The sequence below is a fragment of the Pseudomonas lini genome (assembly GCF_030812475.1).
GTDB lineage: Bacteria > Pseudomonadota > Gammaproteobacteria > Pseudomonadales > Pseudomonadaceae > Aquipseudomonas > Aquipseudomonas lini_A.
This window is the reverse complement of record NZ_JAUSSR010000005.1, coordinates 358,619-372,711: the sequence shown is the minus strand read 5'-3', so window position 1 is coordinate 372,711 and position 14,093 is coordinate 358,619. Positions and strand designations below refer to the sequence as shown.

At 58.6% G+C, this 14,093-nt stretch carries 15 protein-coding genes and 1 pseudogene; 9 read left to right on the top strand and 7 right to left on the bottom strand.

From position 1 onward, the window contains the following. Window positions 1–34: 34 nt before the first annotated feature. The 3 genes from J2W17_RS12450 to J2W17_RS12440 all read right to left on the bottom strand — a co-directional run bounded on the left by J2W17_RS12450 (window position 35) and on the right by J2W17_RS12440 (window position 3,918). Window positions 35–1,339 (bottom strand): CitMHS family transporter, encoded by a 1,305-nt coding sequence (locus J2W17_RS12450; protein ID WP_307334008.1) that lies wholly within the window; start codon window positions 1,337–1,339, stop codon window positions 35–37. A gap of 129 nt (window positions 1,340–1,468) precedes the next feature. After that, on the bottom strand, window positions 1,469–2,788 hold the full coding sequence (dctA, locus tag J2W17_RS12445; protein WP_307334006.1) for a C4-dicarboxylate transporter DctA: 1,320 nt from the start codon (window positions 2,786–2,788) through the stop codon (window positions 1,469–1,471). Between the two features lie 47 nt (window positions 2,789–2,835). Beyond that, window positions 2,836–3,918 carry a 4-oxalomesaconate tautomerase gene (locus J2W17_RS12440; protein ID WP_307334004.1) on the bottom strand — a complete coding sequence of 361 codons (1,083 nt, stop codon included), beginning with the start codon at window positions 3,916–3,918 and terminating at the stop codon, window positions 2,836–2,838. A gap of 169 nt (window positions 3,919–4,087) precedes the next feature. Between J2W17_RS12440 and J2W17_RS12435 the strand changes: the two genes are divergently transcribed. After that, window positions 4,088–4,978, top strand: a complete 891-nt coding sequence (locus J2W17_RS12435) for a LysR family transcriptional regulator (RefSeq protein WP_307334092.1) — start codon at window positions 4,088–4,090, stop codon at window positions 4,976–4,978. Between the two features lie 173 nt (window positions 4,979–5,151). Here J2W17_RS12435 and J2W17_RS12430 read toward each other — a convergent pair whose 3' ends face one another. Next, the gene (locus J2W17_RS12430) at window positions 5,152–5,298 is read right to left on the bottom strand and encodes a hypothetical protein (protein ID WP_307334002.1); all 147 of its coding nucleotides are present in this window, start codon (window positions 5,296–5,298) and stop codon (window positions 5,152–5,154) included. Window positions 5,299–5,947: 649 nt separating this feature from the next. Here J2W17_RS12430 and J2W17_RS12425 point away from each other — a divergent pair. Both J2W17_RS12425 and J2W17_RS12420 read left to right on the top strand, forming a co-directional pair. Further along, window positions 5,948–6,115, top strand: coding sequence for a hypothetical protein (locus tag J2W17_RS12425; RefSeq protein ID WP_307334001.1), 168 nt, complete (start codon window positions 5,948–5,950; stop codon window positions 6,113–6,115). Further along, on the top strand, window positions 6,116–6,460 hold the full coding sequence (locus J2W17_RS12420; protein WP_307333999.1) for a hypothetical protein: 345 nt from the start codon (window positions 6,116–6,118) through the stop codon (window positions 6,458–6,460). Here J2W17_RS12420 and J2W17_RS12415 read toward each other — a convergent pair. Together J2W17_RS12415 and J2W17_RS12410 are read right to left on the bottom strand one after the other, a co-directional pair. After that, the gene (locus J2W17_RS12415; protein WP_307333997.1) at window positions 6,454–7,098 is read right to left on the bottom strand and encodes an NAD(P)-dependent oxidoreductase; all 645 of its coding nucleotides are present in this window, start codon (window positions 7,096–7,098) and stop codon (window positions 6,454–6,456) included. The two genes, J2W17_RS12420 and J2W17_RS12415, sit on opposite strands and share 7 nt — an antisense overlap. Then, window positions 7,098–7,514, bottom strand: a pseudogene (locus J2W17_RS12410) (FAD-dependent oxidoreductase); the annotation flags it as partial. The gene J2W17_RS12415 and the pseudogene J2W17_RS12410, both read right to left, overlap by 1 nt. A gap of 384 nt (window positions 7,515–7,898) precedes the next feature. Between J2W17_RS12410 and J2W17_RS12405 the strand changes: the two are divergent. Genes J2W17_RS12405 through arsJ form a run of 3 tightly spaced genes read left to right on the top strand, consistent with a single transcriptional unit; the run spans window position 7,899 to window position 10,557 of the window. Beyond that, a complete protein-coding gene (locus J2W17_RS12405) occupies window positions 7,899–8,261 on the top strand; it encodes a metalloregulator ArsR/SmtB family transcription factor (RefSeq protein ID WP_307333996.1) in 363 nt (120 codons plus the stop codon). A gap of 52 nt (window positions 8,262–8,313) precedes the next feature. After that, a complete protein-coding gene (locus J2W17_RS12400) occupies window positions 8,314–9,318 on the top strand; it encodes an ArsJ-associated glyceraldehyde-3-phosphate dehydrogenase (protein WP_307333994.1) in 1,005 nt (334 codons plus the stop codon). A 9-nt stretch (window positions 9,319–9,327) separates the two neighbouring features. Continuing rightward, window positions 9,328–10,557 carry an organoarsenical effux MFS transporter ArsJ gene (gene arsJ / locus J2W17_RS12395; protein WP_307333992.1) on the top strand — a complete coding sequence of 410 codons (1,230 nt, stop codon included), beginning with the start codon at window positions 9,328–9,330 and terminating at the stop codon, window positions 10,555–10,557. A gap of 98 nt (window positions 10,558–10,655) precedes the next feature. Here the strand turns inward: arsJ and J2W17_RS12390 are convergent, their stop codons facing one another. Next, window positions 10,656–11,321, bottom strand: coding sequence for a glycosyltransferase family 25 protein (locus J2W17_RS12390; RefSeq protein ID WP_307333990.1), 666 nt, complete (start codon window positions 11,319–11,321; stop codon window positions 10,656–10,658). A gap of 185 nt (window positions 11,322–11,506) precedes the next feature. Between J2W17_RS12390 and J2W17_RS12385 the strand changes: the two genes are divergently transcribed. The 3 genes from J2W17_RS12385 (at window position 11,507) to J2W17_RS12375 (ending at window position 14,040) form a co-directional block, all read left to right on the top strand. Then, on the top strand, window positions 11,507–12,229 hold the full coding sequence (locus tag J2W17_RS12385) for a GntR family transcriptional regulator (RefSeq protein ID WP_307333988.1): 723 nt from the start codon (window positions 11,507–11,509) through the stop codon (window positions 12,227–12,229). Beyond that, on the top strand, window positions 12,226–13,014 hold the full coding sequence (locus J2W17_RS12380) for an SDR family oxidoreductase (RefSeq protein WP_307333986.1): 789 nt from the start codon (window positions 12,226–12,228) through the stop codon (window positions 13,012–13,014). The genes J2W17_RS12385 and J2W17_RS12380 overlap by 4 nt, the downstream gene beginning before the upstream one ends. A 93-nt stretch (window positions 13,015–13,107) precedes the next feature. Next, entirely contained in the window at window positions 13,108–14,040 is a 933-nt protein-coding gene (locus tag J2W17_RS12375; RefSeq protein WP_154851573.1) for a 3-keto-5-aminohexanoate cleavage protein, read from the top strand. Window positions 14,041–14,093 lie beyond the last annotated feature (53 nt).

Here is a 14,093-nt window from a genome sequence, read left to right as displayed (position 1 = left end):
CGCGTGAATGATCCAATGGTGAGTCAGGGGTGAGTCAGGCGAACAGCGTCAAGGCACCGGTCAGTAAAGCCAACGCAGTGATCACCAGGGAGGTGAGTACCGCCCATTTCACTGTGGCACGCTGGAAGTCGCCGATATCGCGATCGACCATGCCCACCAGCAGCAGAGTCGACGCGACCAACGGGCTCATCAGGTGCACCGGCTGGCCGAGGACCGACGCCCGGGCAATTTCCACCGGGTCAATGCCGTAGGCCGCCGCTGCGTTGGCAAGGATTGGCACCACGCCGAAGTAGTAGGCGTCGTTGGACAGCACGAACGTCAGGGGCATGCTGGTTATCGCCACCACCAGCGGAAACAGGTGCCCCCAGGACGGTGGAATCCACTCCACCAGCGTCTGTGCCAGGGCATCGACCATTTTCGTGCCGGAGAAAATCCCGGCGAAGACGCCGGCGGCGAACACCAGCAGCACCACGGTCATGGCATTGCCGGAATGGGCGAGGATGCGTTCCTTTTGAATGTCCAGTTGCGGGTAGTTGATCATCAGTGCCAGGACAAAACCGATCAGGAACAATATCGCCGAATGGGCCAGGCCCATCACCAGCGCAGTCATTACCCCGATCACCAGCAGCAGGTTCACATAGGCCAGCTTCGGGCGCTTGTGCGGTGTGTCTTCCAGAATGGCCTTGATGTAGCAATCACCGCCGCCGCTCTGCAGCATGGTATTGCCGATCCGCTTGCGTTCGGCGCGCCCCAGCAGAAACGCCGTGAACACCACCCAGGCGGCGCCGCCGATCATGGTCGGCAATAACGGAATGAAATACTCCCCGGCATCCACCCCCAACGCGGCAATCGCCCGGGTCGCCGGGCCACCCCATGGGGTCAAGCCGCTCATGATGCTCAGCGACAGCATGGAAATCGTTGCCAGGATCATCGGGTTCATGCCGATGCGCTTGTACAGCGGCAGCATCGCCGCACAGGTGATCATATAGGTGGTGGTGCCGTCGCCGTCCAAGGCCACAGTCAACGACAGCAGCGCGGTGCCAATGGCAATTTTCATCGGATCGCCGTTGACCCGCTTGAGAATTTTACGGATCAGCGGGTCGAACAAGCCCGAGTCGATCATCAATCCGAAAAATAGAATCGCGAACAGCAGCAGCGCGGCCGACGGGGCAACCATCTTCAGGCCGTCGAGCATCATTTTCCCGGTGGTCCCGCCAAAACCGCCGATCAGGGCAAAGACGATCGGCACAACGGTCAACGCAACGATCGGCGACAAACGCTTGGACATGATCAGGTAGGTGAACACAACCACCATGGCCAGGCCGAGTAAGGCGAGCATAAGGCATCTCTCTTGTTTTTATTTATGGCGAGACCGACGCACAGACGTAACGATCCCGAGACTACCAGACGTCGCACTTCGGTGATGTCTGGTAGCGGGTAGTGACGATCGGATTTATGTATAACGGTACTAACTGTGTCGGGCGATCTCGGCAGGCTCCCAGGCCTGATCCTCCGCCAGTGGCATCGGCGTTTTTCCGTCCAGGGTGTCGAGCAGGACCTGACGGTCACACGCGTTCTCAGAGATCGAGATCACCACGGTCGCCACGGCATTGCTCGCCAGGCTGGTCAGCGCACGTGCTTCGGACATGAAGCGGTCGATGCCGATCAGCAAGGCCAGACCTGCCAGCGGAATGTCATGGATGACCGTCAGCGTGGAGGCCAATGCAACAAAGCCGCTGCCGGTGACCCCTGCTGCACCCTTGGAGGACAACAGCATGATTGCCAGCATGGTAAGGGTCTGGGTGAAGGTCAGCTCGATATTGCACGCCTGTGCAATAAAGATGGCCGCCAGCGACAGATAGATCGCCGTGCCATCGAGGTTGAACGAATACCCTGTTGGCAACACCAGCCCCACGACACCTTTCTTGCAACCCAGCGCCTGGAGCTTTTCCAGCATGCGAGGCATTACCGGTTCGGTGGAGGAAGTCCCCAGCACCACCAGGAATTCTTCGCGCAGGTAGCGCAGCAGCTTCCACAGGCTGAAACCATGGGCGCGGCAAATGCTGCCCAGCACCACGAAGACAAAGAAACCGCAGGCGATATACAACGTCATGATCAACTTCGCCAGGGATCCGAGCGAGGTGATGCCGTACTGCCCGACTGTAAACGCCAGCGCGCCGAAGGCACCGATCGGCGCAAAGCGCATCAGGTAGGAAAAGATCTTGAAGACCATCTGCGACGCCGCTTCGAGCACATCGAGTACCGGCTTGCCGCGCTCACCCAGGGATGACAGGGCAAAACCGCAGAGGACTGCGATAAACAGTACCGGCAGCACTTCACCTTTGCTGAATGCACCGATGAAAGTGTCGGGAATGATGTGCATGAAAAACTCGACGACCCCGAGCTTGGCTGCCGACTCGGTGTATTGGGACAAGCCTGCGGTGCTCAATTGGCTCGGATCGATGTTCATGCCCGCGCCGGGCTTGAACAGGTAGACCGCCGCGAGGCCGATGATCAGGCTGATCACCGTCAACCCGAGGAACAGCAGCATGGTCTTGCTCAGCAAGCGACCCAGGGAGCGTTTGTCACTCATCCCGGCGATACCCGTGACGATGGTGCAGAACACGACGGGGGCGATCATCATTTTGATCAGCTTGATGAAGGCGTCGCCCAGCGGCTTGAGGGCGATCGCCTGTTCGGCCCAGACATGGCCAACAACGACACCCAGCAATACCGCGCAGAGGATCTGGAAGTAGAGCGATTTTACGACTTTCATGGCATCACCCATTTTTTGGAATTGTGCTGATGCAGGACGACAGTAACTACGCGGGACGGCTACCCGGCGAGTCGTTGATTGACCTGGGCGTAGACAAAGCCGGAAAACAGCCTTCGTGCGGTGCGAACAACCGAGGCACGAATCGTTTCACCGTTAATCCCGGTGTATGACAGAACGACATCGATACCACCGCTCGGATGCTCGATTCGCACTTGTTGCAAGCGCGGCTCACCGCTGGATCCGAGCATCTGCGCGACCACGCTGCCTTGGCTGACACACGCAGTGGCCAGACCGATGGAACCGGTAATGGCCAATGCTCGATGGCAGTTGTGCGGCATGAAGTAGCGAACCTGCAACGTGCCTCCCGCCTTGGCGGGTGACACCAGTACAGGCTTGGGAATGACCTTGTCGCTGACATCGCCCAGCCCCATCGCCATTCCGGCCTGCAACCGCAAGGCTTCGAGCCGACGCAGAAAATCCTTGTCGGCGTCCAGCTCGGCCGGGGTTTCATCGCCGCGCTTGTTCAGATGGCGCGCCTCGATGATCACCATCGGCATGGCCATGTCGATGCAGGTGACGGGAACGTCATCGAATACATCCAGGGTGTTGCCGGTCGGGAAAAGCTTGCCGGTCTTACTGCCTGCAGCATCGAGGAAGGTCAGCTGTACGGGGGCTGCGCTTCCAGGCACGCCATCGATGACCGTGTCGCCCTCGTAGCTGACTTTGCCGTCGGGCGTATACACGTCCGAGGTGACGAAGGTGCCGGTGTTGAGGTTGCGAATCCGTACCCGGGTGGATTCGCCGGTCGCTTTGACCAGACCCTGCTCGATGGCAAAAGGCCCTACGGCGCAGAGCATGTTGCCGCAGTTGGGGGCCGTGTCGACTCGACGCTGGGAGACCATGACCTGGACGAACAGGTAATCGACATCCGCATCCGGATGCAACGAAGGGCTGACAATGGCGACCTTGCTGGTCTGCGGACTACCGCCACCGATGCCGTCAATCTCCAGCTCGTGGCCCGAGCCCATCACAGACAACAGCAATTCATCGCGCTCTTCAACGGAGACCGGTAGATCCCAAGCGAGAAATACCGGGCCCTTGGAGGTACCGCCGCGCATGAGTACACAAGGAATACGTTGCATGGCCACTCACTCTTGTTAATCAATCGGGCTGATTGATGTCTTGTAAACAAGAGTGACAGGGAAGCACTGGTGTTTCCAATGCAAATATTGGCGCTATTATTCCACTCTACGAATTAATCATTTAAGCTGCGCCGAGGCCGTATCTCTGCACTTCCTGGGTGAGACGAACATGGAATATGAGCTTCAAGACATCAGATCCTTTGTGAAAATTGCGGAGGTGGGCAGCTTTCATGAAGCCGCGGAAGCGCTGCATCTGTCTCAGCCCGCCTTAAGCCGGCGGATCAAAAAACTCGAGGAAGGGCTGGGTACTGCGCTGCTCGATCGAACGACGCGCAAGGTCAGCCTGACCAGTGTCGGACGGGATTTTCTACCCAAGGCCCGGCGGTTGCTGGATGACTTCGACGACTCCATTCTCAACATCCGTGAATTGGCGGAACGGCAAATCGGTCGGGTAACGCTCGCTTGCATACCCACCGCGGCGTTTTACTTCCTGCCTTCGGTGATTCGCATCTACAACGAACGCTATCCGAAGATCCGCATCCGATTGCTCGATCTGAGTGCCAATGAAGGTCTGGAGGCTGTGCTACGCGGAGAAGCCGATTTCGGTATCAACATGATGAGCGGCCAGCATCCCGACATCGAGTTCGTACCCTTGGTCAATGAACCCTTTGTCCTCGCTTGTCGGCGAGACCACGAGTTGGCCGAACGCAGCTCGGTAAGCTGGTCCGAACTCAGCGACTATCGGCTGATCGGGGTCGGTCGGCTGAGCGGCAACCGCATGCTGCTGGACCATGCGCTTTCAGGCCTGAGCTGGCGTCCGCAGTGGTTCTATGAAGTTCAGCATCTTTCCACGTCATTAGGATTGGTCGAAGCAGGCCTTGGGGTATCGGCAATGCCAAGCCTGGCCATGCCCGCCGTCGATCACCCGACATTGGTCAGCGTTCCGCTCATCGACCCTGTGGTCAATCGCTCGTTAGGGCTTGTTTACCGACGAGGCGCTTCACTTTCCCCGGCAGCGGAAAAGTTCGTTTCAATATTGCTTGAACAGTGGCCGCAGTAGGGCCGGGTGTTGAATTGCAGAAAGGAACGGATAAAGGCGGGGAAGGGGCGTTGTTAGTTCAGGTTGGAACTTATTTTCACCGATGAATCATTGAGTTAATTCATGGTCATAGCACTGAATTTTTCCATCGGGACTTTCAGATGAAGCGCGCAGTAATGATTTTCTTAGCTGTATCAGGCTCTATCCTGCTTGCCGGTTGCGGGCATCACCGTGACGGTGGAGATAGGCATCATCGGGGCCACCAGGACCGTGGCTACGAACGGGGTCATGATGATCATGGGAATGATCGATACGATCGTCGTGATTATAATCAGCGGCATGATCGTGATCGTGATCATAGAGACGACTGAGCCTTGAACACTGACTGTGCGCCGCCTGCACCAAGGCCGATTCGTCTGGCCGGATCAATCGGCACGGTTCGCAGCTTGAACTCAATCCCCAACAGCTTCAGGCGCTCGTGATCGGTTTCACTTGAAGCGACCAGAGTCTCACAGAACAATCCGACTACTTTTAAGGAAATGCCTTACATACGCCGATCCGCTCTTTGGTCAAAATCTGCGAATGATTTTGGCCTCTGCTCTCGCTCAACTCAACCTCGAACCACTGCGTAGCCTGTTTACGCGGTTGTTACTGCGCGTCGGCATCTCGATAAGCAGGTTGGAACACTCGATAAAGCACGGCCGCACCACCGTTGCGGGGAAGCAGGTGGCTTTTATCGGCGGGAGCGGAGACTTTACCGTGGTTGGTACAGGTTAAAAGCTGCGTGTTCGACATTGATTTTTCTCCCGTAATCGGTCGGCTACCGCCGTTCTAGGGGAGCAATACTGCTCATAATCCGTTTACACGTGGTACTACCCTTGCTCATAATTGGAGCGAGGATAGGTCACCTATTTGGGCCCTTCAGTCACTGGTAGCAAACTAGTCTGGTGCTCGAAACCCATAAGAAGCTCACCCAGGAAGGGATCACTCATGAGAATTTACAACCTCAAAGCGCTACGTCTTGTACTGTCTGGTGCCCTGCTGGGAGTCGCAGTCGCGAATGCATTTTTTGGTGTGAGTGCTGCAGGTGAAGTATTGGCTGGCGTGCTTGGTGCTGGCGGTGCCTTGGCGGCAGTTAAGATTTTAGCCCTCGCATAGGTGCTAACCGTTCTCGGTATTGATTTCAGCAGTGATGGAATCACTCTCATTGTTGCAGCCTTCTGCGTCCTGATCAGTTTCGGCCAGCAATGGCATTGCCGAAAGAAAATTACCACCACTGACTCGGTCATGTCGCTGCTGAATGGCGCTTCAGTGTTCCCATTCTGCTTGATGGTTGGCGCAACCTTTTCCCCTGATTTTCTCCAAGCTGCGACTGCCTCAAAAGCATCCATGAGCATGGCCGGGCTTGTTGGTCTGTTGTTCGTAGGAGGAGAGGTGCTTTCGCCAGCAGGGTTGAAGAAGCATTCTCAAAAGACTGAGTTATCCCAACCTGTCAGTCAATAAGTCGCGGTTGGGCTGGCTACTTCAAGTTGACTCAGGGCAAGCGAGCGCTGGAGATACTGGACGGCGGAAGTGAATCCGCCGCCCAGTCGATTGTTCTGCAGGGCATCGATCAGCGCCGCTTCATTGATCACCCCGCCACGACCGGTGTTCACCACCACCGCATCCGGCTTCATCAACGCCAATTGTTCGACATCAATGAGGTTGTGCGTCTGCGGTGTCAACGGGCAGTTGATCGACAACACATCGCAGTGCTTGAGCAGGTCATTCAGCGGCCGGCAGTCGGGTCCGGGGCGCTTGCCACCCCGGTCCTCGAACAGTACCTGCATGCCAAAGGCGCGTGCCAGGTGCGCCAGTCGCATGGCGATCGGCCCGCTGCCGATAATCGCCAACTGCTTGTCACGCACATCCCGAATGCGATGGTTGAAGTAGATGTTCTGGTACGGCGCCTCGCCGGTGCTCACCTGGCGCATCAGCCGGGTGAACGCCGCCGGGCGACGGAACAGTTCCAGGATCATCGCCAGGCTATGCTCGGCCACGGTATTGGCGGCGTAGCCGGGCACGCTGGTGACTTCGATGCCATGAGCGTGGCAGTAATCGACATCGACGATGTCTCGCCCGGTCAGCGCCAGCGAGATCATTCCACGGCGGCCTGGTATTTGCCGTCCGCGCGGATCTGGCAGTCGATGCCGTATTGCGCGACCAGCGTACGGATCATCGACTGGGCGAAATGATTGAGCTTGAGGTTCATCCGCGCCGTGGCCGGGTCGCCGATGTAGTCATGGGCGCCGATGTCGTGGGGCAGGTCAATGGCAAAGCCGGAATTACGTCCCGAGGCCCCGAAGCCGACCTGTTGCCCCTCGATCAGCACGATCTCGTCCCGGGGGAATTTCAGCGCCAGCTGGCGTGCGGCGGCGAGGCCGGTGAAGCCTGCGCCTAAAACGACCCAGCGCGCCTTGGTACGGCCGCTGTGACCAGGACGGACGTCACGCGGCGGGCTGAGGTGAAACCAGCCGCAGCCATTGTCGTCAGCCGGGGTGGAGGTATTTCTGTACATGGAAGCCAGTCCCTTCGTTTTTTGCACTATCGCACTTGCACAAGGGTGAGCCCTATAACGATCGGGACAACTCATGGGAGGTTTGGCTGTTGTGTGTTCCAACAGCCGGGTTTCGATTTTGGCTTCCTGATCCAAGCATCCTATGGAAGGAGCAGGGTGGGTTACCTGAGACTGTTCGGATTTGCCAAGGCCAACCTGGAATCCCCGTTGATGATTAATCTGCGCCAGTCCTTGATCTCATATTCGGAAAAACATATATTCGATAAATCGCATATACGTAGAGGCTTCACGCTGTCCGGCAATGCGCGCGTCCTATCCGTCCGTACCGCCAACGCTGCAGGCGCCATGTTCGCTTTGGTCAACATCAAACACTGAGAAAACCATATGGCTGAGCAGCTGACTCCGACCACTGTTTTCAAATGCCTGGCTGACCACACGCGGGTCCGCACGATGATGCTCATCACCCGGGAAGGCGAGTTATGTGTGTGCGAGCTGACCTGCGCGTTGAATGAGAGTCAGCCAAAAGTCTCCAGGCACCTCGCGCAGCTGCGCGGTTGCGGCCTGTTGTCGGACCGTCGCCAAGGCCAATGGGTGTATTACCGACTGCACCCACATCTCCCGGATTGGGTACATCAAGTGCTGACCACTGTGCTCGAAAGCAACAAGCATTGGTTGAGCCCTGACGCCAGGCGCCTCGATGAAATGGGCGACCGCCCTGAACGGGCACTCGCCTGCTGTGAAAGCTAGCGCGCCATTGCGCGGACAAAAACCCTGTTTCACCGATACAGAGCACAACAACATGACGATCAAAGTTGGCATCAATGGTTTCGGCCGGATCGGCCGCCTCGCTCTGCGCGCCGCCTGGCGTTGGCCAGAGTTTGAATTCGTGCAGATCAACGATCCGGCGGGTGACGCGGCGACCCATGCACATCTGCTGAACTTCGACTCGGTGCATGGTCGGTGGAATTATCAGGCCGATTGCGCAGGCGACAGCATCGTCATCGACGGCAAACACATCAAGGTCACGGCCAACAAGGCGATTGCCGACACCGATTGGTCGGGCTGCGATCTGGTGATTGAAGCCAGCGGCAAGATGAAGACCGTCGCGGTGCTTCAGGCTTACCTCGACCAGGGCGTAAAGCGTGTGGTGGTCAGCGCCCCGGTGAAGGAGAAAGGCGCGTTGAACATCGTCATGGGGGTCAATCATCAGCTGTTCGATGCGGCGCAACATCGCATCGTCACGGCGGCGTCATGCACCACCAATTGCCTGGCGCCAGTCGTCAAAGTGATCCACGAAAAGCTGGGCATCCGCCACGGCTCCATTACCACGATCCACGACCTGACCAACACCCAAAGCATTCTCGATCAGCCGCACAAGGATCTGCGCCGGGCGCGTGCTTCGGGGATGAGCCTGATTCCGACCAGCACCGGGTCGGCCACCGCCATCGCCGAAATTTTCCCTGAGCTGCGTGGGCGGCTCAATGGTCATGCCGTACGCGTGCCGCTGGCCAACGCTTCGCTGACGGACTGCGTCTTTGAAGTCGAGCGGGCCACCACGGTCGAAGAGGTCAATCAATTCCTCAAGAACGCTTCCGAGAATGAGCTCAAGGACATCCTCGGTTTCGAGGAGCGGCCACTGGTGTCCATCGACTACCGTACCGACCCGCGCTCATCGATCATCGATGCGCTGTCGACGATGGTCATCAACGGTACCCAGGTCAAAATCTATGCCTGGTACGACAATGAGTGGGGCTACGCCAATCGCACTGTCGAACTGGCCCGGATGGTCGGTCTGGCCGTCTAGGGAGCAATCATGAAAGCGTTGTCAGCCCTCGCTCCGCCAGTGCGGCAGTACCTGCTCGTGACGGGCAATTACTGGGCCTTCACCCTCACCGACGGTGCCTTGCGCATGTTGGTGGTGCTGCACTTTCACGCGTTGGGCTACAGCCCGTTGCAAATCGCTGCGTTGTTTCTGTTCTACGAACTCTTTGGCGTGATCACCAACCTGGTGGGTGGTTACCTTGGCGCCCGGCTGGGACTGAACCGGACCATGAACATCGGGCTGGGGATGCAAGTCGCGGCGTTGTTGATGCTGACAGTGCCAGTGGCCTGGCTGACGATCCCCTGGGTGATGGGCGCGCAGGCGCTGTCTGGGATTGCCAAGGACTTGAACAAGATGAGTGCCAAAAGCTCGATCAAGCTTCTGGTGCCGGATGGGCAGCAGGGCAAGCTCTACCAGTGGGTGGCGATTCTCACCGGCTCGAAAAACGCACTCAAGGGCGTTGGCTTCTTTCTTGGCGGAGCCTTGCTGGCGACGATCGGCTTCACAGGCGCCTTGCTGGCCATGGCGGGTGTCCTGGCGCTGATCTGGATCAGCAGCTTGATCCTGTTGAAAAAGGACCTGGGCAAAGCGAAGGCCAAGCCCAGGTTTCGCGACATCCTGTCCAAGAGCCGGGCGATCAATATCCTCTCGGCGGCGCGGATGTTCCTGTTCGGTGCCCGGGATGTCTGGTTTGTGGTGGCGTTGCCGGTGTACCTGAGCAGCGTGTTCGGCTGGGACTTCTGGAAGGTTGGTGGCTTCCTCGCGGCGTGGGTGATTGGCTACGGCATCGTGCAGTCCTTCGCGCCCAATATCACCGGAAAGAAACGGGGGCACGTACCGGATGGTCGTGCAGCGTTTCTGTGGGCGCTGGCACTGGTCGGCCTGCCTGCGGCAATCGCTCTCGGGCTGAACACCGGGTTGTCGCAACAGGGGGTGCTGTTGGGCGGATTGATGATTTTTGGTGCGTTGTTCGCGGTGAATTCTTCGTTGCACAGCTACCTGATCGTGTCCTACGCCATGAAAGACGGTGTGTCGCTGGATGTGGGTTTTTATTACATGTCGAACGCCCTGGGGCGGTTGATGGGCACGGTGCTCTCCGGCTGGGTCTACCAGGTGTACGGGCTGGGAGTGTGCTTATGGATATCGAGCGGGTTCGTCCTGCTCGCAGCCTTGATCTCCCTGGGCCTGCCCAGGCATCGGGCGTCGCTGGCCGCGCACTAGGCTCGTCGCAGCCAGTATCACGGGCTCTATCAGTGAGCCCGTGTTTCTGGTGCCGGAGATCGACGTGTTTTTTCAGGTGGCGCCATTTCCCACGGGGCTCAAAGGTCCCGGAGCAACAGGGTCTTACCAAGATTTTTGAATGCCTGGACATATTGCCTGCGCCAGTTCTCCCGCCAATACGCCGCGTCAGGGAAGGTGCCGTCTGTCGATCTGGCCGCCAGGACGTCGCTTGCAACGACTTCTTCGGGCTGTTGCTGGCTCAGCATGGGAAAGGCCATGTAGGCTTTGAAATGCTTTGAGTAAATCTTGTCGATCGCGGTACCGGTGTAGGGGGCATGTGTCAGCAATTGTTCGCACGCGCTACGGGACAGAATGTAGGCATGGGTGCCTTTGGCACGCACTCGGGCTATTCCCCTGTACCAGGTCAACCAGACTTTCCCCAGGTTTGCTCCCAGGTAGAACAGTCCAGGTGCTTGCTTGTTCATGAAAGCATTTATCTGGTGCAGCTGGTCCTGTTTGAATGTCACCAGGGTTGCGTCGTCTTCGAGGACCAGAATACGTCGATAGCTGCGCTCCAGGGCCATTTTCGCGCATTTGATGTGGGAGTCGAAACAGCCTCGTTCGGGGCTCTCGTTGTCGCGGTCCACTATCAGAAACTCGATGTTCAGCCCACTGCCTTCGAACTCCCGGGTCAAAAGCTCCCGGCGGTCAGTCCGCGCCCTGAGACTGATGCAGAAAACGCCATCAATCTGTAATTGGCTCATGTCCTTTTTCTTTGACAACTCATTCTCCACGCTTCATCGAACGGAATCAGCCGGCAAGCATATCGCCAATCCGGCATCAGGCATTGAAAAAGAAGCTCAATGGTATCGAACCAAAAATTATTTGACATATGTTATTTGTGATCACATATTGGGCCCATAACAACGTCCACTGTGAGCCATTACTCATGCCAGATCGCCCAACCCTCCTGCCCACCATGCGTCAGGTTTCCCGCGATACCCTGCAGGATCAGGTCTACCGTCAGATCCGCGAAGCGCTGATGAGCGGCCGCTTCCAGCCGGGCCAGAAGCTGACCATCCGCGGTCTGGCCGAGGCGCTGGGTTCCAGCCCGATGCCCGTGCGCGAGGCGCTGAACCGCCTCAGCGCCGAGAATGCCTTCGAAGTCACCGAAACCTCCCGTCTGCGTGTGCGCATGATGACCCCCGAACGGCTGCGCGAAATCCGCGACGCCCGGGTGGCGCTCGAAGGTTTGCTGGCCGAGAAGGCCGTGATCCTGCTCAAGGACGCCGACCTCAACGACATCAGTCACCTGTGCGACCAGATGCAGCAAGCCGCCGACAGTGTCGATGTGGCCCGTTATCTGTGGACCAACTTTGCCTTCCACCGGCGCATCTATGCGGTGGCCAAGGCTGAGCTGACCATCGCGGCCGTGGAAAATTTCTGGCTGCACATGGGCCCCTGCTTTGCGCTTGTCGCACCGGACAGGGCGCACCTGCAGCGCTCGATGGAAGCGCACCACCGCATCGTCGAGGCCCTGGCCGCGCGCGATGGGGCAGCGGCCCGGGCGGCAGTCACCGACGACATCATGCAGGCGGCCGACTCCCTGGCACGCCTGATCGTCAAGGGCGACCGTTCGAAGTCGCCAGTTTCTGGAGTGAAGAAAGCATGAGCGTTCTCAATCGACTTATTCCCTACACCGGCCTGCGGGTGCTGATCTCTGGCGGCGCAGCCGGGATCGGCGAAGTGCTGGCAGCGGCTTACATGGAGGCGGGTGCGAAAGTGCATGTGTGTGACGTCAGCGAGGCCGCCCTTGCAGCGTTCCGCGACCGTTATCCGCACAGCGTTGCCACCCGTGCCGATGTGGCTGACCCGGCGCAGATCGAAGCGGTATTCAAGGTTCAGCGCGAACAGTTCGGCGGCCTGGATGTGCTGGTCAACAACGCCGGGATCGCCGGGCCGACTGCCGGGATCGATGCGATCACCGACGAGGAATGGCAGCGCACCATCGACATCAACCTCACCGGGCAATACCGCTTTGCCCATCACGCGGTGCCGCTGCTGAAGGCGTCACCCAACGCGCATCTGATCCACATCGCTTCGGTGGCCGGCCGCCTGGGTTATGCCTGGCGCACTCCGTACGCCGCGACCAAGTGGGCCATCATCGGCTTGATGAAATCCCTGGCGTCGGAGTTGGGCGAAAGCGACATCCGCGTCAACGCCTTGCTGCCCGGCATCGTCGAAGGCCCGCGCATGGACGGGGTGATTCGCGCCCGTGCGCAGCAGATGAACGTGCCTGAAGCCGAGATGCGTGAGCAGTACCTGAAAAAGATTTCCCTCAAGCGCATGGTCACCGCCGAGGACGTCGCCGCCATGGCGCTGTTCCTGTGTTCGCCCGCCGCACGCAACGTGACCGGCCAGGCCATCAGTGTGGATGGCAACGTCGAGTACCTCTAAGCAGCTCGACTCCAGTTACAACAACGGCCGGACATAATCCGCGTCGAGTGACCCCAATAACTTTCTCGCCAAGAACAAGAACGGAGAACACTCATGTCCAAAAATCGCCCGATCATCATCACTTGCGCTGTCACTGGCGCCATTCATACACCTTCGATGTCGCCGCACCTGCCGATCACGCCGCAGGAAATTGCCGACGCCGCGATCGGTGCCGCCGAGGCCGGGGCGTCGATCGTTCACCTGCATGCCCGCGATCCTGTCGATGGACGGCCGAGTCAGGATGTCGATCTGTTCCGTCAGTTCCTGCCGCAAATCAAGGCCAAGAGTGATGTGGTGATCAACATCACCACCGGCGGTGCGCCAACCATGGGCGTGGAAGAACGCCTGCAGCCTGTGGCGCAGCTCAAGCCGGAACTGGCGTCGCTGAACATGGGCTCGATGAATTTCGGGCTGTACGAAATGCTCGATCGCTTCACCGAGTTCAAGCACGACTGGGAGCGACCGTACCTGGCCGAGAGTGACGACCGGATCTTCCGCAATACCTTCCGCGACATCGCCCACATTCTCAACGCCTGTGCCGAGAACCGCACCCGCTTTGAAATCGAATGCTATGACATTGGCCATCTGTACACCGCCGCGCACTTCCTGCAGCGCGGATTGCTCAAGGCTCCGATTTTCATTCAGTCGGTGTTCGGTCTGCGCGGAGGCATCGGCGGGCATCCTGAAGACCTGGCGCACATGCGCCGTACCGCCGACCGCCTGTTCGGCGACGCTTACCAATGGTCGATTCTCGGTGCCGGCCGCAATCAGATTCCGCTGGGCACCATGGGCCTGTCGATGGGCAGCCATGTACGCGTCGGCCTTGAGGATTCATTGTGGGACGGGCCAGGCAAACTGGCGGCGTCCAATGCCGATCAGGTCAAGCGCATCCGCACGGTGATCGAAGCCCTGGGCGGGCGCGTGGCGACCCCGGATGAGGCGCGGGAAATGCTCGATCTCAAGGGCAAGGACCAGGTCGATTTTTAATAACGTTTCCATGAGGGCGCAGGCCGTGGTGGCCGGCGCCTGCTATCGACGAC

What these genes read in the sequence shown, in the direction of transcription:
- J2W17_RS12375 (WP_154851573.1), top strand. Translation starts at nt 13,108, where the DNA reads ATGTCCAAAAATCGCCCGATCATCATCACTTGCGCTGTCACTGGCGCC.
- arsJ (WP_307333992.1), top strand. Translation starts at nt 9,328, where the DNA reads ATGAAAGCGTTGTCAGCCCTCGCTCCGCCAGTGCGGCAGTACCTGCTC.
- J2W17_RS12440 (WP_307334004.1), bottom strand. Translation starts at nt 3,918, where the DNA reads ATGCAACGTATTCCTTGTGTACTCATGCGCGGCGGTACCTCCAAGGGC.
- J2W17_RS12435 (WP_307334092.1), top strand. Translation starts at nt 4,088, where the DNA reads ATGGAATATGAGCTTCAAGACATCAGATCCTTTGTGAAAATTGCGGAG.
- J2W17_RS12430 (WP_307334002.1), bottom strand. Translation starts at nt 5,298, where the DNA reads ATGCCGCTGATTATAATCACGACGATCGTATCGATCATTCCCATGATC.
- J2W17_RS12405 (WP_307333996.1), top strand. Translation starts at nt 7,899, where the DNA reads ATGGCTGAGCAGCTGACTCCGACCACTGTTTTCAAATGCCTGGCTGAC.
- J2W17_RS12390 (WP_307333990.1), bottom strand. Translation starts at nt 11,321, where the DNA reads ATGAGCCAATTACAGATTGATGGCGTTTTCTGCATCAGTCTCAGGGCG.
- J2W17_RS12380 (WP_307333986.1), top strand. Translation starts at nt 12,226, where the DNA reads ATGAGCGTTCTCAATCGACTTATTCCCTACACCGGCCTGCGGGTGCTG.
- J2W17_RS12450 (WP_307334008.1), bottom strand. Translation starts at nt 1,339, where the DNA reads ATGCTCGCCTTACTCGGCCTGGCCATGGTGGTTGTGTTCACCTACCTG.
- dctA (WP_307334006.1), bottom strand. Translation starts at nt 2,788, where the DNA reads ATGGGTGATGCCATGAAAGTCGTAAAATCGCTCTACTTCCAGATCCTC.
- J2W17_RS12400 (WP_307333994.1), top strand. Translation starts at nt 8,314, where the DNA reads ATGACGATCAAAGTTGGCATCAATGGTTTCGGCCGGATCGGCCGCCTC.
- J2W17_RS12415 (WP_307333997.1), bottom strand. Translation starts at nt 7,098, where the DNA reads ATGATCTCGCTGGCGCTGACCGGGCGAGACATCGTCGATGTCGATTAC.
- J2W17_RS12385 (WP_307333988.1), top strand. Translation starts at nt 11,507, where the DNA reads ATGCCAGATCGCCCAACCCTCCTGCCCACCATGCGTCAGGTTTCCCGC.
- J2W17_RS12425 (WP_307334001.1), top strand. Translation starts at nt 5,948, where the DNA reads ATGAGAATTTACAACCTCAAAGCGCTACGTCTTGTACTGTCTGGTGCC.